Below are 18,958 nucleotides of genomic sequence, written 5' to 3' on the forward strand. Positions count from 1 at the left end.
CGCCCTACTACCACCCCGGGGCCGACGCGCCCGAAATCAAATACCTCACCGAACGCCGCCACAAACTCGGCGGCTACGTCCCCGAACGCCGCGAAGCAGCATCGCGCGACGGGAGCGCCGCCGGGGACGAGGGCAAGGGTTCGGGTAAAGACGCAGGCTCGATCATTCATTTGCCCGAGGCGAAGTCGTATGAAGCCGCCTGGCGTGGATCGGGCAAGCAGCAGGCCGCGACGACCATGGCGTTCGTGCGGCTGCTCAAGGACCTGATGCGGGACAAGGAATTCGGCAAACGCGTGGTGCCTATCGTCCCCGATGAGTCGAGGACGTTTGGCATGGACGCCTTTTTCCCGACGGCGAAGATTTACAACCCGAAGGGGCAGGACTATCTGTCGGTGGACCGGGAGCTGGTGCTGGCCTACAAGGAATCCGTGCAGGGCCAGATTCTCCATGCCGGGATCAATGAGGCGGGTTCCGTGGCCGCCTTTACCGCCGCCGGTACGTCCTACGCCACTCATGGTGAACCGCTGATTCCGATCTATGTCTTCTACTCGATGTTCGGATTCCAGCGCACCGGCGACTCCTTCTGGGCGGCGGCCGACCAGCTCACTCGAGGCTTCATCATTGGTGCCACGGCGGGGCGAACCACGCTGACCGGTGAGGGTTTGCAGCATGCCGACGGGCACTCGCCGGTCCTGGCGTCCACCAACCCCGCCGTCGTCAGCCACGACCCCGCCTACGGGTATGAACTGGGGCTGATTATGAAGGACGGGCTTGAGCGGATGTATGGTCCGGACTCGGAAGACCGGAACCTGATGTACTACCTGACGGTTTATAACGAACCGATCGTCCAGCCCAAGCTTCCGGAGAACCTGGACGAGCAGGGCGTGCTGGGCGGCATCTACAAGCTGGCGCCGGCCCCGGACGAGGTCCAGGGCCCCAAGGCGCAGCTGCTGGCCTCCGGCGTCGCCGTGCCCTGGGCATTGGAGGCACAGCAGCTGCTCGCCGACCACTGGGGAGTTTCAGCCGATGTCTGGTCGGTGACTTCATGGACCGAACTGCGCCGCGACGGACTGGCCGCCGAGGAAGAAGCCTTCCTCGACCCCCAGGCCCGGTCCCGTACGCCGTTCGTCACCCGGCAGATGGCCGGCGCGGACGGTCCCATCGTGGCCGCTACCGATTTCATGAAGGCCGTCCCGGACCAGATCCGCCAGTTCCTGCCCAATGAATTCGCCACCCTCGGCGCCGACGGATTCGGCTTTGCCGACACCCGCGCCGCCGCCCGCCGCTACTTCAAAATCGATAGCCATTCCATGGTCGTCCGCGCCCTGGAGATGCTGGCCAAGCAGGGAGAGGTCGACGCCGGCACACCGGCGGCAGCGATGGACAAGTACCAGCTGCTCGACGTCAACGCCGGAACCTCCGGAGCCGTCGGCGGAGCCGAATAACCGCGCCCCGGTAAAAGCGGATCAGCTGCTGGAGACCCATACCAGCAGCTGATCCGTTGGCGTGAAGAATTCCCTCAAGCCACGTTCGAAATGCGAGAGGATGGTGGCAGACAGTTCATCGGGAATGGAGGACGCATGGACCAACCAACAGCCGAGGACGCCCTGAGAAGGCTCGAACCCCTCGTCGGCGAATGGAGCCTGGAAGCTGGTCCGCCGGACGGTCCTCCATGGCCGGGTAACGCACGCGACACGATCGAGTGACACGACTCGGGCGCCCACATGGTCGAGCGATCCACAATCGATGGGCTGCGACGCGGCGAACGACACTTACATACGACTTCACTCCGACGAGCGCGGCATCTGCCGCATCTACCAGATGAGCATCGACGAGCGCGAGTGGAAGCTCTGGCGTGAGGGAGAGCCGTTCCCGCAGCGCTTCACCGCGACGATCAGTGAGGACGGCAACACGATCACCGGCCGCTGGGAGAAGGCGCCCGACGGTCAAACGTGGCAGATCGACTTCAACTCTCGTCCACCACAGGGTCACGCAGTGGCGTTAGCGCGCAGTTCGTAGACGCGGGCCGCGAAGCGCGTTAGAGATGGTGGCAACGTCGTTCATCTCTCCCACGGTGACGGCTATGACGAAATCGTAGGCTTCGTCGTTGGAGAGCGTCAGGCGGAATCCGTTTATGTCGAGGAAGGCGATAGTGGCGGCGAGCGCGAGCCTCTTATTTGCCATCGTCCGGCGTATGGTTGCGCGCAAGCGAATGGAGCAAGGCGGCCGCTTTCTCCTCCAGACCGGCATAACGCGGCAGGTTCTCGTCCAGCACCTGATCGAGCAGTTCGGACCTGCTGTGATTCTCCACGTCTGTCATTTGCCGGAAGCCCATTCCAGCAGCCGATCCAACGGCCAGGTGGTGATGATCCGCTCCGCCGGCACGCCGTTTTGGTCCGCACGCTGGGCGCCATACTGCAGGAAGTCCAGCTGGCCCGGCGCGTGTGCGTCGCTGTCGATGCTGAACAGGCAGCCCGCATCCAGGGCCAGCTGGATGAGTTCGTCCGGCGGGTCCTGGCGCTCCGGCCGGGAATTGATTTCGACGGCGACGTTCTGGTCGGCGCAGGCGGCAAAGACCCGTTCGGCGTCGAAGTCCGACGGCGGACGCTGGCCCCGGCCTCCCTGCACCAGGCGGCCGGTGCAGTGGCCGAGGATATTGGTGTGTGGATCGTGGATACCGCCGAGCATCCGCTGAGTCATGGTGCGCCGGTCCGCCCGGAGTTTGGAGTGCACGCTGGACACCACGATCTCCAGCTGCCCGAGGATCGCCGGGGACTGGTCGAGGGTGCCGTCTTCGAGGATGTCCACCTCGATGCCGCGCAGCAGGCGGAAGCGGCCGCCGCCGCCGCCGTCGTCGTTGATCCGCTCCACCAGCTCCAGCTGGCTGGATAACCGGTCGGCACTGAGTCCGTTGGCCACCGTGAGGTTGGGGGAGTGGTCCGTCATGGCCAGATACTCGTGCCCCAGCGACCGCGCGGCGTCGACCATGAGTTCGACGGGACTGCCGCCGTCGGACCAGCTGCTGTGGCAGTGCAAATCCCCGCGCAAGGCTGCACGCAACCCGCTGCCGCTGTCGGCCAAAGGAGTTGACGAGCGTTCGCGCAGATCCGCGAGGTATTCCGGCACTCCGCCCTCGAGTGTCTGGGTAATGACCTCGAAGGAGCGGGAGCCGATGCCCTTCATCTTCTTCAGCCTGCCGTCTGAGGCGCGGCTGAGCAGTGCGTCGCGGCTTAATCCCTCGATGGCGACGGCCGCCCGGCGGAAGGCCTGGATCTTGAAGGTCGGCGCCAGTTCACGTTCGAGCCAGAAGGCGATTTCATTCAGCGCGGCGACGGCATCCATGTCTACATCTTCCCCGGCCCGTCAACACCGGTACCGGCGTTACGCTCCCGGCTGTCCCGGGTATCCGTACGACGAGTAGCCCTGCGGGCCCTGGCCGTACGGGCCGTATCCGTATTGCTGCGGCGGGTACTCATCAAAACGTGCTCCATCAGGGCTGCTCGGCAACAGCATGAAGACAAAGATGGCGAGTTGCCCGAAAAAGGGAACGAGGACCAGCAGGTACAAGAGGCCGCTGTATCCTGCGTCGTGCAGGCGGCGCACACTCACGGCAATGCCGGGAATGATGATGGCCAGGCTATAGAGCATGAGCAGTGCGAGTGGCAGCATGAAGCCGGCTCCAGGTTCTCCCGTGACCGGATCGATGCCGGCCACTGCGATGACCACGGCGGCGATGTAGAGGATGGTCTCAATGACGCCGTTGAACAGGAACGACCACCAGTATTCGCTGCGGCTCGCCCGACCGGAGAAGGTGGCGTACTTCTGGAAGAAGCGTTTGATCCCCGCGCCAAACGAGGCGCCATACAGCGGCTGGCTCAGTGGAACGTCTGCGGCATAACCGCTCGGGGGAGTCATGCTGGGGTAGGTCACGGCGGGCCCTTTCAGAAATAACGATGCGACTACTCCCAAAGGTATGCGACGCCCCCGTTTTCCCGCCAGTTGCGGGGATGGGGAGTTCTACCCGGAAGCGGATCGATACAATGAAGAGGTGAGCGATGACCAGCTCCACATCCGTCTCCTCGGAGGTTTCTCAGTCAATGTCGGGGACCGGTTCATTGACGAGGGGCAATGGCGGCTGAGGCGTGCTGCCCAGCTGGTGAAAATGCTGGCTCTTGCCCCACGGCACCAACTGTCCCGTGAGATGGTCATTGAGGCCATGTGGCCGGGCGCCGAACCGGGCCAGGGCATGATTAACGTCCGTAAGACAGCTTTCCACGCCCGCCGTGTACTGGGCATGCAGGATGGGATCATGCTGGACGATGGCATGGTCAAGCTGGCCCCGGGACATACGGTCGGCACCGATGTGGATGCTTTTACGACGGCGGCACACCAGGCACTGATTGAGGACAGTGCGGAGGGATGCCGCGATGCTGCCGCCTTGTACGGCGGGGACCTGTTGCCATCGGACCTGTATGCCCAGTGGTGCGCCGCTGAGCGGGACCACTTGCGCTCTTTGTTTCGTGACGTGCTGGCCGGCGGACAGATGTGGGGCCGGCTCGTCAGGGACGAGCCGACCCATGAGCTGGCGCACCGCGAAATCCTGCGTGCCCAACTGGCCGCGGGTGACCGTGCGGCGGCGATCCGCCAGTTTGAGCAGCTGAGGACCTCACTCCGGGAGGAGTTGGGCGTCTCTCCCGAGCCAGAGACTGTGGCTCTGTACGAGCAGGTGCTGAGTATGGACGGCCGTGAGTCGCCGACGCCGGCGGACAGGGCGCGGGCCCTTCTCGCCTGGGGAATGGTTCACTGGCGCCGCGCTGACCTCGACGAAGCGGCCCGTACCGCCGACGAAGTGCGTGCCCTGGCCATCGATGCCCAGTTGCCGCGCGAACTGAGTGAAGCCAGCGAGTTGATGGGACTGGTTTCCTACGCCCAGGGAACGTGGCAGGCAATGTTCCCCCGCATTTTCCTGGAGAGCGTGACCCACACACCGGCGCTGGCTCCGTTTATCTTCGACGCCAACATGTGCATGAGCGAGTTTGCGCTCTGCGAGAGGACTGGCACCGCCGACGTCGACAAGCTGGCACGCGAGATGCTCCGGGCTGGTGCCGGGTTGGAGTCAACGCAAGCCCAGGCGTTGGGCCATCTGCTCAGGGGAGAGGCAGCGCTATTGGCCGGGAAAGACGTTGACCATGTCCGCCAGGACCTGTTGGTGGCCGCCCGGCTCCATGAAGCGGGGGCATCGGTGACAGGTTGGGCGCTGGCCGTCGAGCGGCTGGCCCAGCTCGACGCCGTCGAGCAACGCCGGCGCGATGCGGATCATGGGCACCGGGAGGCACTGCGGATAGCGGAAAGGACCTCGGTGCCGGAGCATCTGCTGCCCTGTATCTATGGCGGCATGATCTCGAATGAGGACGACGACGTCGCACTGCAGATTATTGCCGAGGCGGAAGCTGCAACCGAACATCTCACGGTCTGCGACCCGTGTTCCATGGGCTTCCGGGTCAGCGCCTCTATGGTGTGCTCCCGCACCGGGGAGACGGACCGGGCCCGCGGGTATCTGGCGGAAGCTTCACGGGTCGCCGAAATGTGGAACGGCGGACCCTGGCATGCGGCGGTCGATGAAGCCTCCGCAGCCTTGGAACAAGCGCACGGTGCCCCGGCAACTGTTGTCTCTGAGCGTCTGCAGCAGGCCGGTGCCGGGTTCCTGGCGGCGAACCGGCCACGCGATGCGGCACGCTGCCGCGCAGCAGCCGCGGCGCTTCAATAGTGACGGAACGGCTGCGGAACGCCCGCTTCCTAATGTGGCAGATAGGGGTGAAAGTCATCCCCCAACAGCTCAAGGAGCATGTCATGCCGTTATTTATGGATGTCCACCACAGCGTTCCCGAAGGTGCCGATGCTACAGCAGTGGCGGGCGCACATGAGGCGGATTTGCGGGTGCAGGAGAAGTACAACACGCGCTATATCAACTACTGGCTCGACGTTGAGGCGGGTAGGATCTTCTGCCTGGTTGAGGCCCCGGACGCCGAATCGGCCCACTCGGTCCATCGGGAGGCGCATGGTCTGGTGGCAGACGAGATCTTTGCCGTCGAACAAGGCTGAAAGGCAGGCAAGATGGCCCATACCTGCAACGTTGGGGAAGGAGGAATGCCCCGCTGGGCGGCGGACTGCCCTAAGGCAGGAGAGCCGCCGCCGTCAGCGGCGGATGAGCCGGAGCAACATGCTTGGCAGGGTGGAAATCCTGTCCCGGTAGGACGTGCGTGCGGAATCGGACGCCGCGGGAAAGTGGAAATCCGGGTCCGCGACGCCGCTGCCGTAGCAAATCGGTGCTGTGGACCGGCTGGCCTTGGAATCTGTTGCAGTCACCACAACCGCCTCCTTCAATTGTCAGTACTTTTTATCGGTTTCAGGATACGGAATAATTATATTGCTATATGAAAAGCATAAGATGGCCGCGGGGTGGGGTCAAGGGTTTCCGGGTGGCAGTTAAAGAATTCTGCCGTACTGTTGACATCAGCTGTGTGATCAGGCTTACAATGATTGCGAAATAAAAATTCCACCATACAGAAACATCGAGTCAAGTCGGATGCGTCCGAGGGTAAGGGTGTTCAGCGTCTGAGGTGGATGAAGCACGACCGAAAGCTGACACCCATGACCCTGAAGTCTTTCAACGAAGCCACCGACGACGAAGCGCGACAGATGCTGCGCCCTTGTGCGGACATTCCCCGCTGGATCAACGAGATCACCGCCGTCCGCCCCTTCGACAGCGAAGCCGCCCTGCTGCAGTATGCCGAGCAGGCGGCCCCCGACTGGACCGCCACGGAAATCGACGGGGCGCTGGCCCACCATCCGCGGATCGGCGAGCGTGCCGAGGGCGCCAGCGCCGAGGCATCGCATTCCCGCCGCGAGCAGGCCGGCGTTTCCTCCTCGGACGAAACAGCGCAGCAGCTCATCGCTGGAAACCACGCGTATGAGGAGAAGTTCGGTCGGGTCTTCCTGATTCGTGCCGCCGGCCGCAGCGCCGAAGACATCCTGGCCGCCCTGCAACAGCGGCTGGAAAACACCCCTGAACAAGAATTGCCGATCATCGCGGGACAACTGCGCGAGATTGCGGTTCGGAGACTGGAAGGAGTCCTGGCCGAATGAGAAGCCACATCACCACCCACGTGCTCGACACAGGCACCGGCAAACCGGCTGCCGGAGTTTCAGCCAGCCTGGAAGTTTCGACGGCGGAGGGCTGGCAGCAGATTGCCGACGGCGCCACCGACGGCGACGGCCGGATCAGCAGTTTCGGCCCGGAGCAGCTCCAGGCGGGAACCTACCGGATCGAATACGAGAGTGGTGAATACTTCGCCCGAACGAATACTGACACCTTCTTCCCTACGGTGACGTTGACGTTCTCGCTCGACGATCCGTCGCAGCACTACCACGTGCCGCTGTTGCTCAGTCCATTCGCCTATTCCACCTACCGAGGAAGTTGAAATGACCACCATGACACCCGAAGAGACATCGCAGACCGGAACCGGCCGCATCGTCCTGGGCCAGAACCAGTACGGCAAGGCCGAAGTCCGCCTGGTGAAGATCACCCGCGACACCGACCGCCACGAAATCGAGGACCTCAACGTCACCTCGCAGCTGCACGGTGACTTCACGGCAGCCCACAGAGATGGGGACAACTCACGCGTCGTCGCCACTGATACCCAAAAGAACACAGTTTACGGCCTGGCGCGGGACGGCGTCGGCTCGCCGGAAGCGTTCCTGCTCCGGCTCGCGGACCACTTCACCACCAGTTTCGACTGGATCAGCGGCGGCCGCTGGGAAGCGGAACAGTACAACTGGAACCGCATTAACGACCACGACCACGCCTTTTCGAAAGACCCGTCGGAAGTGCGCACTGCGGTGCTGCTGGTCGATGGCGACGAGAAGCAGATCGTCGCCGGGCTGCAGGACCTGACGGTGTTGAAGTCGACCGGCTCGGAATTCCACGGTTTTCCCCGCGACCGCTACACCACGCTGAAAGAAACCACCGACCGGATCCTCGCCACCGATGTCACCGCGCGCTGGCGTTACAACCGTGCCGACGTGGACTTCAACGGCGTCTATGCCAGTGTCCGCAACATCCTCCTCGATGCCTTCGCCAATACGCATTCCCTCGCCCTGCAGCAGTCCATGTTCCAGATGGGCAAGCAGGTGCTCCAGGCGCATCCCGAGATCGAGGAAATCAAGATGTCGCTGCCGAACAAGCACCACTTCCTGGTCGACCTGGAACCGTTCGGGCAGGACAACCCCAACGAAGTGTTCTTCGCGGCCGACCGGCCATACGGGCTGATCGAAGCGACCGTGGAGCGCGAACGCCCGGCGGAGGCAGCCGGCGATACCGCAGCGAAAATCTGGGACAACACCCCGGGCTTCTGCTAACAGGCTCCTGCTAACAGGCCGGTGTTCAACAAAGAATGACGGCCGGGACGCCGGCACGCGTCCCGGCCGCGCTTAGCCGACGTGGAGGTCAGCTAATGAACGCAGCAAGCGCTACGAACAACAATTCTAAGCCACAACGGGCACAGCGGCAGCAGCAGCGGCCCGAGGACGAGCGGCTGCCCGTAGGCAAAACGTTCGCCTATGGACTGCAGCATGTCCTGACCATGTATGGCGGCATCATCGCTCCGCCGCTGATTATCGGTTCCGCGGCGGGAATGGGATCAGCCGAGCTCGGCGTGCTGATTGCCTCATGCCTCTTCGTCGGGGGCGTGGCAACTGTCCTGCAAACCGTGGGGATCAAGTTCTTCGGCTGCCAGCTTCCGCTGGTGCAGGGGACATCCTTCGCCACCGTTGCCACCATGCTGGCCATCGTCCAAGGCGACGGCGGTATCCGGGCGGTGTTCGGAGCGGTACTTGGCGCCGCCGTCATCGGCCTGGCGATCGCCCCGTTCTTCGCCAAGATCGTCCGCTTCTTCCCTCCGGTGGTGACCGGCGTCGTCATCACCACGATTGGCTTGACCCTGATGCCGGTGGCGGCCGACTGGGCGATGGGCGGCGATGCCGAGGCCGACGGCTACGGGAGCATGGCCAACATCGGCCTTGCCGCCATTACGCTGGCCATTGTGCTGCTGCTGAGCAAAGTCGGCAACGCGGCCATTTCGCGACTGTCCATCCTGATCGCACTGGTGCTCGGCACATTGATCGCCGTCGCGTTGGGTATGGCGGACTTCTCCGACGTGCCGGAGGGCCCGATCTTCGCATTCCCGCAGCCCTTCGCCTTTGGTTTTCCGGTCTTCGATGTCGCCGGCATCATTTCGATGACCATTGTGATGCTGGTGATCCTGACGGAGACGACGGCGGACATCCTCGCCGTGGGCGAGATCGCCGGCACTAAGGTCAACTCCCGCCGGATTGCCAACGGCCTCCGCGCCGACATGCTTTCCAGCGCGATCGCCCCGATCTTCAACACCTTCTCCCAGAGCGCCTTTGCCCAGAACGTGGGCCTGGTGGCCATCACCGGAATCAAGAGCCGCTTCGTGGTCACCGCCGGTGGGCTCATCCTGGTGACGCTGGGTCTGCTTCCGGTCCTCGGCCGGGTCGTGGCGGCCGTGCCGATGCCGGTGCTTGGCGGTGCGGGGGTGGTGCTGTTCGGCACGGTGGCTGCCAGCGGTATCCGCACGTTGTCCAAGGTTCAGTACAAGGACAATATGAACCTGATCATCGTCGCTGCGTCGCTGGGTTTTGGCCTGATTCCGGTCGTGGCCCCGGCTTTCTACGATTCCTTCCCGGCCTGGTTCTCCACCATCTTCCACTCCGGCATCAGCTCGGCGGCGGTGATGGCGGTGCTGCTGAATCTGCTGTTCAACCACCTGAAGAGGGGCAACAGCAAGGACTCATCGGTGTTTGTGGCCAGTCCGGAGCGGGTGGTCCTCGATGCGGAACTGAAGTGCCTGAAGGAAGGCGACCGGTTCGAGGATGGAAAGCTGATCGACTGCGACGGCGTCGAGGTCCCGATTGTCAGCGCGGAAGAAGCCAAATCGGAACCGGTCGGGACTGTTCAGGAAGAGCCCGGGCGTGCACGGGGCCGGGAACCGGCCCGGTAAACGCTCCGGATGGAGCCCGGCCTCGGATGCGCCCCGGCCGAGGACCTCCGAGCGAGAATGCTCCGCTTTGGGACAATTTGCCGCCGGCGCCGGTGGCAGGATGTCCCAAAGCGGAGCATTCTCCGCCCTCGTGGCCCGGAGGATGTCCATCTGCTGCGTTTCGGGACTTTGTATCCAGCGCGCCGTGGATGACAAGTCCCCGTTGGAAGCGGACAGGGCAGTCACCATTCTGCGCCGCGCCTATCAGGGGCGCGGGCCCGCGTGGTGGAACCGGAGGGTGACCAGCTGGAACGGCCGCAACCGCAATGTCAGGGTTTCCGCCTCCAACCAATCGGCGTCGATGGTGCGTTCCAGCAGGTCCGTGGCGGACACGGAGCCGTAGTCGAAATTGGGGGAGACCATCGCTTCGGCGCGGCCGCCGTGCGCTTCGTACAACCGGACGACGACGTCGCCGCTGCGGTCTTCGGCGAGCTTCACCGCTTCGACCACGACGGCAAGATTATCCACGTGGATAAGCGGTTCCAGCCCGGGCGGGTCCAGCTCGGGCGCTCCGACATTCGATATCTGGCGCAGCGGAAGGTTGAGCCTGTAGCCGTCGCTAATCGCGTCCGCAATACCTGCCGCGGGCCGCACCGAGAACCGGAAGTGGTGCAGGCCCTGGTCTGATCCCGGATCCGGAAAGAGCGGGGCACGCAGCAGGGACAGACGCACGGTGGTGCAGGTGCCGCCGTCGTGCGCATCCCGGCTGATGTCGTAACCATAGGTGGAATCATTCGCCACGGCCACTCCGAATCCCGGTTCAGTCACGTGCACCCAGCGGTGCGCGACCGTTTCAAAGCGGGCCTCATCCCAGGACGTGTTCGCGTGAGTGGGCCGGTGGATGTGCCCGAACTGGATCTCCGACGTGGCCCGGTCCGCATGGACATCGAGCGGGAACGCCAGTTTCAGCATCTTCTGCCGCTCGTGCCAGTCCACGTCCACGGAGAGGTCGACGGCGGATCCGTCCGGGCTGAGGCCAATCCATTCGGTGAAGCTGGAGCTACCGAAGGACCGTTCGATACGCAGTCGCTGCCCTTCCTGGACCACTGAACACTGTCCGCTGAGGTCCCGGACGTTGAACTTGTAGTGTGCGTCGATGTCCCAGGCGTCCCACTGGTTGGGGGTGTCGCGGAACAATTGGAACAGGTTTCCGGGCTGGCCGGCAGGTATGGTTTCCCGGCCCGTGACCCGGTCGATGAGGGAGGTGAACTGCCCTGCGTCATTGATAGTCAGGCTGAGTTTTGCACTTGAAAGCTGCCACCCGTCATCGGTCCGGGCCAAGGTGTTGTTTGCAAAGTCGGGGTGGCCGGCGCCCATGGCCGGAACGCCGTCGAGCATGTACGGGCCGGCGTTCAGCATGGCGGCTCCGGTTCCGGATCCGAGCACAGCGCGGACTGACCGTTCGATGATGGTCTCAAGCCGGGCTGCGACGTCGGCGTAGTTCCGCTCCGCCTCCTGATGGACCCAGGCGATCGATGTCCCGGGCAGGATGTCGTGGAATTGCTGCAGTAGCACGGTCTGCCAGGTGCGCTCCAGTTCCGCATACGGGTACTCGGCCCCGCACCGCACGGCCGCCGTCGTCGCCCATAATTCCGCCTCCCGCAGCAGGTGTTCGCTGCGCCGGTTGCCCCGCTTGGTCCTCGCCTGGCTGGTGTACGTGCCGCGGTGGAACTCGAGGTAGAGTTCGCCGGACCAGACCGGCGCCTGCGGGTATTCGGCCTCGGCGGTGGAGAAGAACCGTTGAGGACTGGACAGTTCGACGGCGGGGGAGCCTTCCAGCGATCGGGTCCGGGCGGCCGCAGCCAGCATTTCCCGGGTCGGTCCGCCGCCGCCATCGCCCCAGCCGAAGGGCACCAGCGACGTGTTTGCGAAGCCCTTTTCGCGATACTGCCGTTGGGCCAGGGCCAGTTCGGCGCCGGACAGCTGCGCGTTGTAGGTGTCCACCGGCGGGAAATGGGTGAAGACCCGGGTGCCGTCGATGCCTTCCCAGCGGAAGGTGTGATGCGGCATCACGTTGGTCTCGTTCCAGGAAATCTTCTGGGTCAGGAACCAGCGGGACCCGGCCGCGGCCACGATCTGCGGCAGCGCGGCCGAATAACCGAAGGAGTCCGGCAGCCACACGTCCAGCGGCTCGACACCGAAATTCTCCAGGAAGAACCGCTTGCCGTGCACGAACTGCCGCGCCAGCGCTTCGCCGCCGGGCAGGTTCGTGTCCGACTCGACCCACATGCCGCCGGCGGGGACGAACTGACCGGTCCGGACCTTTTCGGCGACCCGGGCGAAGATATCGGGATAGCACTCCTTCAGCCACGCATACTGCTGGGCGGACGACGCCGCGAAGACGAAGTCCGGATCGCTGTCCATCAGGTCGACCACATTGGAAAACGTGCGCGCCACCTTGCGGACCGTTTCGCGCACCGGCCAGAGCCAGGCGCTGTCGATATGGGCGTGCCCGACGGCGTGCATCCGGTGGCCGCTGGTGTATGCGGGGGAGGCGAGGACACCCGAGAGGCAGTCACGCCCGGCCGCAGCGGTTCCGGACACGTCGTCGGGATCCACCGCGTTGACCGCCCGCTCGAGTGCGCGCAGGATTTCGTGCCGGCGCGGCAGCTCCACCGGCAGCTCATGCATCAGCCCATTCAGGGTCCGGAAGTCCTGCACCAGGTCCCACACCGGCACATCAAGCAGGGCGATGTCCGCGCTGCGGAACGTGTACAGCGGGTCATTCCCCGCCGTGGCCTTGTCGCCCAGTGGCGTGGGCGCGAAGGAGAAATCCTTGATCACGTCCGGGTTGGAGGCCGCCTCCAAAAAGAGTTCGAATGGCTCCCCGGGGCCGGCGTCGAGCGGAATCCACTGATTGCGCGGCTCCAGGGCTTTGAGGACCGTTCCGTCGGACCGGTACACCATGCCCTCTGCCTGGAAGCCCGGTGTGCCGGCGGTGAATCCCGGGTCCAGCACCACCTCAGGCCGGCTGCCGCCGCCGGCGTCGTTCCACTGCGGCACGGTGCCGGTGATTCTGAACCACACCGTGCCCCACGGAGCACCCCACGGTTCACCGGTCTTGAAGGGCCGGAAATCCTGCCCGGATGCCTCCGCGAACGGCACCGGTTCGCCCGGGCAGTCCCAGGCGGCCAACGTCAGCGGCTGCGGATCCCGCCAGATGTTCGGGGCGAGACGCTCGGCCATGAAACGGTCGATCCGGGCTTCGACCAGGTTCCGATTGTCATGCATGGTTATCCCTTCATCGCCCCGCCCGGGCGACTGGACTTTCCTGCATCATACGCAGAGGTCGGAAAATCATAGCCAAACAGAGTTGTTAGTGACTAACATATTGGCATGAGCAAGTCCCGCCGCACCCGGGCAACAATACAGTCAGCCGCCCTCGATCTGTTTCTGGAAGAGGGGTATAACGCCACCACGGTGGAACGCATTTCGGTCGCTGCCGGGGTCTCCCACATGACCTTCTTCCGCTACTTCCGGTCCAAGGACGGCGTCCTGCTCGACGATCCCTACGACCCTGCCATCGGCGCCGCAGTGGAAGAACAACCAGGGGAGATGGTTCCGCTCGAAAGGGCATGTCGGGGCATCCTTTCGGCCTGGTCCGACGTCGCCGAAGAAGATCTGGGCGACGTGCGCAAGCGGATGAGCATTGCCGTCGGGCATCCGCAATTGCGGGCGCGGATGTGGGAAAACAACCTGGCAACGCAGCACGTGATCGCCGAAGCCTTGCGGACCACCGGCGTGGCACGGCTGGAGGCTGAGGTTGCCGCGGGCGCGTGTATGGGAGCGCTGTTGGTGGCCCTCATTGATTGGGCAACGGCCGGCGAAGGCGGGATAGGGGAGCGGATTCAGCTTGCCATGTCCCAGCTGATCCCGGATTCCGACGTCAGCGGCCGGGTCACCCGCGGAATCGCGCAGGAGCTGCCATGAACCCGGCAGCGGATCCAGTGGTGCAATGCATCAACGTGGGCAAGCACTTCGGATCTATTCCTGTCCTGGAAGACATCAACCTGGACGTCCTCGGCGGCAAAATCCACGCCTTGGTGGGTCTGAACGGGGCGGGAAAGACCACGCTCATGCGGCTGCTGCTGGGAATGAGCGGTGCTGACCAGGGCAGTGTCAGCATCGATGGCCGGGACCCCCGCACGATGCCGGCTCGTCACTGGAGCAATACCGGTCATCTGGTGGACGCGCCGCTGGCCTACCCGGAACTGACAGTCATGCAGAACCTGCAGTTGGCGGCCCGGTTGGCAGGGCATCCGCGCCGGGAAGCGAACGCCGCCTCCCGCGAACTGGCCGGCGCCCTGGCACTGACGCAGTGGGCTGCGACGCCTGCCCGGAGACTCTCCTCGGGCAACCGGCAACGCCTTGGCCTGGCGGCTGCACTGATCGGCCGGCCCCGGCTTCTCATCCTGGACGAGCCCACTACTGCGCTTGACCCCGCGGGCGTGATGCTTGTGCGCAAGCTGCTGCTGCATCGGGTGCGCGCAGAGGGGGCGGCCGTCTTCGTGTCGAGCCATCATCTCGATGAAGTGGCAAGATTGGCGGACCGGATCAGCATCATGAATGGTGGACGTTTGATTGGCACCTTGGACCCGTCGGCCACGGACCTTGAGAGGCAGTTCTTCAATGCCGTATACGCCGATCAGGTACGGCAATGAGCCCGTGGGAGCAGCTGCGCGCAGCCTTGGCGGTCGAATGGCTGAAGTTCCGCAACAGCCGTCCGGTGTGGGTCAGCTGCATCTTCCTGGTGCTTGGGGTGACCGGCATGTCGGTGCTGACGCTTGGCGCCATTGCCGGGAGCAACCCTCTGCTGGCCGCAAAGGCGCAGGCAATCGCAGGTCCGGGCGGCTGGGCCGGACTCTTTGCCGCGGCCAACACTATCGTCTCGGTTGGCGGACTGCTCGGATTCGGAGTGGTCGCCGGTTGGAGCTTTGGCCGTGAATTTACTGACCGGACCATCGCCGGCCTCTCGGCCCGCCCGGTATCACGGGTCGCGGTCGCTGCAGCCAAGCTGGTGATCCTGACGGTCTGGCCGGTATTCGTCGCGGCGCTGCTGGTCCCGGTGCTGCTCGCCGCGGGAGTCCTATTGGGGATGGGAGGGATCAACGCCGTGGTGCTGGCGATGGCGGGGAAGGCTGCGGTGATCACCGTTCTGTCGGGGCTGCTGGCCCTGCCCTGCGCGTGGGCGGCAATCCTGGGCCGCGGTTATCTCGCCGCAATCGGCACGATCATTGCCATCGTCCTCGCCGCGCAAATGGCTGTTATGGCGGGCGCCGGTGGTTGGTTCCCCTTTTCGACGCCGGGGCTGTGGGCGGCACGGATGGATGCCGGCGTCGGCCCCGTCATGACGGTGCAGTTGCTGCTGGTTCTGCCCCTTGCAGCGCTGGCGGCAGTGTTGACCTTGCGCTCATGGCAGAGGCTTGATCTGTCAAGATGACGACGACGGCAGGCGGCACACAGCCAGCCGCCCGCCGTCATCGTGCTCGACTGCGTCGTTATGCCTCCAAATCGCGGTTCCGGAAGGCCAGCGTTCCGGCGGCGGTCAGCGCGATGGCCACCACGGACATCCACACCAGCGGCGCCGCCTCAAGCTCAGCCCCGGGAACCTGCGGGACCAGCCCGAACGGTTCGGCGTCGAGCACGGCCTCTGGAAGGTTGAGGACCGGCCCGTACAGGCCAATCAGGATGGACCCGACGAGGAGGATCCAGACCCACCAGACCCCGGCCCGGAGCACGCCATAGGCCAGCACGGCGAGGCCGGCAAAGCAAAGCACAATCGGCCAGTAGGCCAGCGATGCAACCGTGAAGTCCCATGCCAGTGACATTTCACCGATTGAAGCACCCGCGCCGAGGCCGAGTCCAAAGCCGGAAACCAGCAGTAAGACAGCGGAGCTGACCGCGGTCACCGCAAACGTGCTCAGCAGCCAGTGCGGCCGGGTTATGTCGGTGGCCAGCACGGCGCCGGTTCGCCCTTCGGTTTCCTCCTTGCGCATCCGATTCACGGACACGACCGCGAAGACGGCAACGCCCATAGCGAAGAAGCCCAGGAACGACGCCATCGTCTGGCGCAACAGGTCCCCGCCGCTGCCGCCGCCAAAGACCTCGGCCAGCTGCGGCTGGGATTCGAAGCTGTCCACTATTCCTTGCCCCAGGGACCCGGTCAGCAGACCGGTGAGGAACAGTCCCACGGCCCAGCCAAGGATGCTTCCGCGTTCCATCCGCAGCGCCAGCCCGGCCGGATGCACCAGAGCCGGAGTCGCATTCGCCCGGCCCCGCTTCGCGGCCATCAGCCCGGCTCCGACGTCGCGCCTGCCGGCGAGCAGGAATGCAGCAACCAACAGGACGGCCGTCAGCGCGATGCACAACAGCAGCGGCCACCAGCGCAGGTCCACGAACGCCCGCGTTTGCTGCGTCCATCCGATGGGGGAGAGCCAGGACAGGAAGCTTCCGCCGATCTCCTGTGCATCGCCAACACCGCGCAGCACATAGGCCAGCCCCAACACAGCCCCGGCCATTCCCGACGCGGCGCGGGCGTGCTCGCTCAGCTGGGCCGTCACCGCGGCGACGGCGCCGAACACCAGTCCGGCCAGCCCGACGCCGGCTCCGATGGCCAGCGAGTCGGCCACTGCCAGATCGTTGGCTATCAGCGCCGCCGACAGCAGCGCCCCCATGGCGATGTTGGCCACGGCCAGCGTGATGAGGGCCGCGGTCAGTGGCGCGTGGCGGCCGACGACGTTTGCCCTGATCAACTCGGCGCGGCCCGTCTCCTCTTCATCCCGCGTATGGCGGGTGACCAGGAAAATGGACATCAGCGCCGAGGCCACGGCAAGCCAGCCGAGCAGTTCGTTGGAGACCATGGCGCCGAACGTGTAATTGTCCAGCCCGTATCCGGGACCGGCCATCATGGCTCCGGCCGGTTCTTTCATGATGGCCGCGCGCGTCTGCAGGGCCGCTGGATCCGGATAGGCGATGGGAATCACCACCAGGAAGTAGCCGATTGTGCCGCCCAGCGCGATGGCCCACACCGGAATCTGTATCCGATCGCGGCGCAGAGCAAACCGCGCGAGTCGGCCGGTTCCCGTCAGGGACCCGCCGCCATCGGCCCGGTGGCTGCGATGGGCTCTCCGCGGCGCCGTCATCGTGGCGCTCATGATTGTTCACCTCCAGCGGGCACTGCGTCGGCGGAGCCGTACTGATGGACAAAGAGCTCCTCGAGCGTGGGCGGAGTGCTGATTAGTGAGCGGATGCCCAGTGGCAGCAGGTGTTCCATAGCGGTCGGCAGCGCATCGTCGTCGACGGTGAACATCACCCGGCCGTCGTCACGCCGCACATCGTGGACGCCGGACAGGCGCTCCACCGAGGTGGCGTCGCCGTCGCACACTACCGTGATGGACGTGCGGCGCAGGTGGCGCAACTCGGCGAGGGTGCCGCTTTGGACCGCGTGGCCCTGGCGGATGATTGTCACCTTGTCGCACAGCGTTTCGACCTCGGCCAGGATGTGGCTGGACAGCAGAACAGTACGCCCCGCCCGCTTGGCCTCGCCGATGCAGTCCTGGAAGACCAGCTCCATCAGCGGATCCAGTCCCGACGTCGGCTCATCGAGGACCAGCAGTTCGACGTCGCTGGCCAGGGCCGCGATCAAGGCCACTTTCTGCCGGTTGCCCTTCGAATATGAGCGGGTCTTCTTGGTCGGGTCCAGGTCGAAACGCTCCAGCAGGTTCTGCTTGCGGGCCTTGTCGACGCCGCCGCGCAGGCTGGCGAAGTAATCGATCGCTTCCCCGCCGGTGATCTTGGGCCACAAATTCACGTCCCCGGGCACATAAGCCAGACGGCGGTGCAGGCCGACGGCCTTGGTCCACGGATCCTGGCCGAACACCCTGACGGCGCCGGCGTCGGCGTGCAGCAGTCCCAGCAGCACACGAATTGTTGTCGATTTCCCTGCACCATTGGGGCCAAGGAAACCGTGGACCTCGCCTGGTTCCAGCCTCAGGTCCAGATCATCAAGGGCACGCACGGATCCGAACGACTTGCTCAGGTTGCGCACGTCAATAACAGCAGACATGGGAAACACCTTTTCCACGATTCAGGGTTTTGCGGGTTGTCCGGAGGCTTGGTCGTCTCCCGGCGGATCTGTCACGTACATCAGGTAGGCGTCCAGCATTGCCCTGTCCTTCATCAGCCCCTCTGTGTAGACTTCGGCCGTCGGCAGCCCGTTCCGCTGAATGTAGCCGTGCAGGACTGCGGCGAAATCCGAGGGGTCGTCCGGCGGGTTCAGCGCAGCGTCGAGCATGAGGGCGCCAAAACCCTGGATTGTCAGGAAACGCGCGCGGGCTTTCTCGTCCCGTGACGGAATGATGGTTCCCGCGGCCACGCCGTCGGTGATCCATTCCTCCGCGTCTGTCACAAAGTGGTCGATGAATGACTTGGCCAGCTTGCCCCCGGACTGCAAGCTGCGCAGGGCGTAACCAACCAAAGGCGCAGACTCCTCGACGGCGGCCATGGCCGACAGCATCTGGTGGACGGACCCCCGGGTGACGCCGTGCTCCTTTTGCTCGCGGATTTTTCCCAGCACATGCTCGTCACAGGACTGCCGAAGCCCTTCCTTGGAATCGAAGTGGTGCAGGATCAGCCCGGGGCTTACCCCGGCAGCTTCGGCGATTGCCCGCACACTGGTGCGGAATCCATGCCGGCCAAACAGGTCGATGGCGGTATCCCGCACCCGGGCACGGGTGCTTAGATCCCCGCGGTTATCGCTGCCTGGTTTCATTGATCCTGAACGCATGTTTAATATGCTAAACACGTGTTCAGCGTTTCGCAATAGGCGGCGCCGAGCC

21 protein-coding genes are annotated in these 18,958 nt (G+C 64.6%); 12 read left to right on the plus strand and 9 right to left on the minus strand.

Features of this window, described 5'->3' with window-relative positions:
* The 3 genes from H535_RS0110030 to H535_RS24655 all read left to right on the plus strand — a co-directional run.
* Window positions 1–1,445: transketolase-like TK C-terminal-containing protein (locus H535_RS0110030; RefSeq protein WP_026819444.1), on the plus strand; the 1,445-nt coding region annotated here is incomplete at its 5' end.
* A 135-nt stretch (window positions 1,446–1,580) separates the two neighbouring features.
* Window positions 1,581–1,706: a hypothetical protein gene (locus tag H535_RS30205; protein ID WP_281171239.1), complete on the plus strand. Its 126-nt coding sequence runs from the start codon at window positions 1,581–1,583 to the stop codon at window positions 1,704–1,706.
* Between the two features lie 115 nt (window positions 1,707–1,821).
* Window positions 1,822–2,019, plus strand: coding sequence for a hypothetical protein (locus H535_RS24655; RefSeq protein WP_155838646.1), 198 nt, complete (start codon window positions 1,822–1,824; stop codon window positions 2,017–2,019).
* Here H535_RS24655 and H535_RS29610 read toward each other — a convergent pair.
* The 4 genes from H535_RS29610 to H535_RS24665 are packed head-to-tail and all read right to left on the minus strand — an operon-like array spanning window position 2,002 to window position 3,930.
* The gene (locus H535_RS29610; protein ID WP_051298982.1) at window positions 2,002–2,184 is read right to left on the minus strand and encodes a hypothetical protein; all 183 of its coding nucleotides are present in this window, start codon (window positions 2,182–2,184) and stop codon (window positions 2,002–2,004) included. The genes H535_RS24655 and H535_RS29610 overlap by 18 nt on opposite strands.
* Complete coding sequence (locus H535_RS29615) at window positions 2,174–2,320, minus strand: hypothetical protein (RefSeq protein WP_211236571.1); 147 nt, start codon at window positions 2,318–2,320, stop codon at window positions 2,174–2,176. Before H535_RS29615 ends, H535_RS29610 begins: the two co-directional genes overlap by 11 nt.
* Window positions 2,317–3,342 (minus strand): PHP domain-containing protein, encoded by a 1,026-nt coding sequence (locus tag H535_RS0110045; RefSeq protein ID WP_026819445.1) that lies wholly within the window; start codon window positions 3,340–3,342, stop codon window positions 2,317–2,319. The genes H535_RS29615 and H535_RS0110045 overlap by 4 nt, the downstream gene beginning before the upstream one ends.
* 39 nt (window positions 3,343–3,381) lie before the next feature.
* Window positions 3,382–3,930, minus strand: coding sequence for a DUF805 domain-containing protein (locus H535_RS24665; protein WP_245580258.1), 549 nt, complete (start codon window positions 3,928–3,930; stop codon window positions 3,382–3,384).
* Window positions 3,931–4,048: 118 nt separating this feature from the next.
* Here H535_RS24665 and H535_RS0110055 point away from each other — a divergent pair, with 118 nt between their 5' ends.
* On the plus strand, window positions 4,049–5,767 hold the full coding sequence (locus tag H535_RS0110055) for an AfsR/SARP family transcriptional regulator (RefSeq protein WP_026819446.1): 1,719 nt from the start codon (window positions 4,049–4,051) through the stop codon (window positions 5,765–5,767).
* A gap of 83 nt (window positions 5,768–5,850) precedes the next feature.
* Window positions 5,851–6,102, plus strand: coding sequence for a DUF4242 domain-containing protein (locus tag H535_RS0110060; RefSeq protein ID WP_026819447.1), 252 nt, complete (start codon window positions 5,851–5,853; stop codon window positions 6,100–6,102).
* A gap of 93 nt (window positions 6,103–6,195) precedes the next feature.
* Here the strand turns inward: H535_RS0110060 and H535_RS28985 are convergent, their stop codons facing one another.
* Window positions 6,196–6,366 (minus strand): hypothetical protein, encoded by a 171-nt coding sequence (locus tag H535_RS28985; protein ID WP_155838647.1) that lies wholly within the window; start codon window positions 6,364–6,366, stop codon window positions 6,196–6,198.
* Between the two features lie 285 nt (window positions 6,367–6,651).
* Between H535_RS28985 and uraD the strand changes: the two genes are divergently transcribed.
* From uraD to H535_RS24670, 4 genes are all read left to right on the plus strand, one after another.
* Window positions 6,652–7,146 carry a 2-oxo-4-hydroxy-4-carboxy-5-ureidoimidazoline decarboxylase gene (uraD, locus tag H535_RS0110070; protein ID WP_026819448.1) on the plus strand — a complete coding sequence of 165 codons (495 nt, stop codon included), beginning with the start codon at window positions 6,652–6,654 and terminating at the stop codon, window positions 7,144–7,146.
* Window positions 7,143–7,481 carry a hydroxyisourate hydrolase gene (gene uraH / locus H535_RS0110075; RefSeq protein WP_026819449.1) on the plus strand — a complete coding sequence of 113 codons (339 nt, stop codon included), beginning with the start codon at window positions 7,143–7,145 and terminating at the stop codon, window positions 7,479–7,481. The genes uraD and uraH overlap by 4 nt, the downstream gene beginning before the upstream one ends.
* A gap of 10 nt (window positions 7,482–7,491) precedes the next feature.
* Window positions 7,492–8,418: a factor-independent urate hydroxylase gene (pucL, locus tag H535_RS0110080; protein WP_026819450.1), complete on the plus strand. Its 927-nt coding sequence runs from the start codon at window positions 7,492–7,494 to the stop codon at window positions 8,416–8,418.
* A gap of 95 nt (window positions 8,419–8,513) precedes the next feature.
* Window positions 8,514–10,082, plus strand: coding sequence for a nucleobase:cation symporter-2 family protein (locus tag H535_RS24670; RefSeq protein WP_081416582.1), 1,569 nt, complete (start codon window positions 8,514–8,516; stop codon window positions 10,080–10,082).
* A gap of 243 nt (window positions 10,083–10,325) precedes the next feature.
* Here the strand turns inward: H535_RS24670 and H535_RS0110090 are convergent, their stop codons facing one another.
* The gene (locus H535_RS0110090) at window positions 10,326–13,352 is read right to left on the minus strand and encodes an alpha-mannosidase (RefSeq protein WP_026819451.1); all 3,027 of its coding nucleotides are present in this window, start codon (window positions 13,350–13,352) and stop codon (window positions 10,326–10,328) included.
* 105 nt (window positions 13,353–13,457) lie between these two features.
* Between H535_RS0110090 and H535_RS0110095 the strand changes: the two genes are divergently transcribed.
* From H535_RS0110095 to H535_RS0110105, 3 genes are read left to right on the plus strand one after another with little or no spacing between them, the layout of a single operon-like run.
* Window positions 13,458–14,051, plus strand: coding sequence for a TetR family transcriptional regulator (locus tag H535_RS0110095; RefSeq protein WP_026819452.1), 594 nt, complete (start codon window positions 13,458–13,460; stop codon window positions 14,049–14,051).
* Entirely contained in the window at window positions 14,048–14,782 is a 735-nt protein-coding gene (locus H535_RS0110100; RefSeq protein WP_026819453.1) for an ABC transporter ATP-binding protein, read from the plus strand. The genes H535_RS0110095 and H535_RS0110100 overlap by 4 nt, the downstream gene beginning before the upstream one ends.
* Window positions 14,779–15,561, plus strand: a complete 783-nt coding sequence (locus tag H535_RS0110105) for an ABC transporter permease (protein ID WP_026819454.1) — start codon at window positions 14,779–14,781, stop codon at window positions 15,559–15,561. Before H535_RS0110100 ends, H535_RS0110105 begins: the two co-directional genes overlap by 4 nt.
* A 58-nt stretch (window positions 15,562–15,619) precedes the next feature.
* Here the strand turns inward: H535_RS0110105 and H535_RS0110110 are convergent, their stop codons facing one another.
* The 3 genes from H535_RS0110110 to H535_RS0110120 are packed head-to-tail and all read right to left on the minus strand — an operon-like array spanning window position 15,620 to window position 18,906.
* A complete protein-coding gene (locus tag H535_RS0110110; protein ID WP_051298985.1) occupies window positions 15,620–17,275 on the minus strand; it encodes an ABC transporter permease in 1,656 nt (551 codons plus the stop codon).
* Window positions 17,272–18,186, minus strand: a complete 915-nt coding sequence (locus tag H535_RS0110115) for an ABC transporter ATP-binding protein (RefSeq protein ID WP_026819456.1) — start codon at window positions 18,184–18,186, stop codon at window positions 17,272–17,274. Before H535_RS0110115 ends, H535_RS0110110 begins: the two co-directional genes overlap by 4 nt.
* 21 nt (window positions 18,187–18,207) lie before the next feature.
* The gene (locus H535_RS0110120) at window positions 18,208–18,906 is read right to left on the minus strand and encodes a TetR/AcrR family transcriptional regulator (protein WP_245580260.1); all 699 of its coding nucleotides are present in this window, start codon (window positions 18,904–18,906) and stop codon (window positions 18,208–18,210) included.
* Between the last annotated feature and the right edge of the window lie 52 nt (window positions 18,907–18,958).

It is taken from the genome of Arthrobacter castelli DSM 16402 (assembly GCF_000430705.1).
GTDB classification, from domain to species: domain Bacteria; phylum Actinomycetota; class Actinomycetes; order Actinomycetales; family Micrococcaceae; genus Arthrobacter_C; species Arthrobacter_C castelli.

Bases quoted from the DNA above. Each gene is read 5' to 3' on its own strand.
- H535_RS29615 (WP_211236571.1), bottom strand. From the start codon at position 2,320: ATGACAGACGTGGAGAATCACAGCAGGTCCGAACTGCTCGATCAGGTG.
- H535_RS0110120 (WP_245580260.1), bottom strand. From the start codon at position 18,906: ATGCGTTCAGGATCAATGAAACCAGGCAGCGATAACCGCGGGGATCTA.
- H535_RS0110090 (WP_026819451.1), bottom strand. From the start codon at position 13,352: ATGCATGACAATCGGAACCTGGTCGAAGCCCGGATCGACCGTTTCATG.
- H535_RS24655 (WP_155838646.1), top strand. From the start codon at position 1,822: ATGAGCATCGACGAGCGCGAGTGGAAGCTCTGGCGTGAGGGAGAGCCG.
- H535_RS29610 (WP_051298982.1), bottom strand. From the start codon at position 2,184: ATGGCAAATAAGAGGCTCGCGCTCGCCGCCACTATCGCCTTCCTCGAC.
- H535_RS0110115 (WP_026819456.1), bottom strand. From the start codon at position 18,186: ATGTCTGCTGTTATTGACGTGCGCAACCTGAGCAAGTCGTTCGGATCC.
- uraH (WP_026819449.1), top strand. From the start codon at position 7,143: ATGAGAAGCCACATCACCACCCACGTGCTCGACACAGGCACCGGCAAA.
- H535_RS0110105 (WP_026819454.1), top strand. From the start codon at position 14,779: ATGAGCCCGTGGGAGCAGCTGCGCGCAGCCTTGGCGGTCGAATGGCTG.
- H535_RS0110100 (WP_026819453.1), top strand. From the start codon at position 14,048: ATGAACCCGGCAGCGGATCCAGTGGTGCAATGCATCAACGTGGGCAAG.
- H535_RS0110060 (WP_026819447.1), top strand. From the start codon at position 5,851: ATGCCGTTATTTATGGATGTCCACCACAGCGTTCCCGAAGGTGCCGAT.
- pucL (WP_026819450.1), top strand. From the start codon at position 7,492: ATGACACCCGAAGAGACATCGCAGACCGGAACCGGCCGCATCGTCCTG.
- H535_RS0110045 (WP_026819445.1), bottom strand. From the start codon at position 3,342: ATGGATGCCGTCGCCGCGCTGAATGAAATCGCCTTCTGGCTCGAACGT.
- H535_RS24670 (WP_081416582.1), top strand. From the start codon at position 8,514: ATGAACGCAGCAAGCGCTACGAACAACAATTCTAAGCCACAACGGGCA.
- H535_RS0110110 (WP_051298985.1), bottom strand. From the start codon at position 17,275: ATGAGCGCCACGATGACGGCGCCGCGGAGAGCCCATCGCAGCCACCGG.
- H535_RS30205 (WP_281171239.1), top strand. From the start codon at position 1,581: ATGGACCAACCAACAGCCGAGGACGCCCTGAGAAGGCTCGAACCCCTC.
- uraD (WP_026819448.1), top strand. From the start codon at position 6,652: ATGACCCTGAAGTCTTTCAACGAAGCCACCGACGACGAAGCGCGACAG.
- H535_RS0110095 (WP_026819452.1), top strand. From the start codon at position 13,458: ATGAGCAAGTCCCGCCGCACCCGGGCAACAATACAGTCAGCCGCCCTC.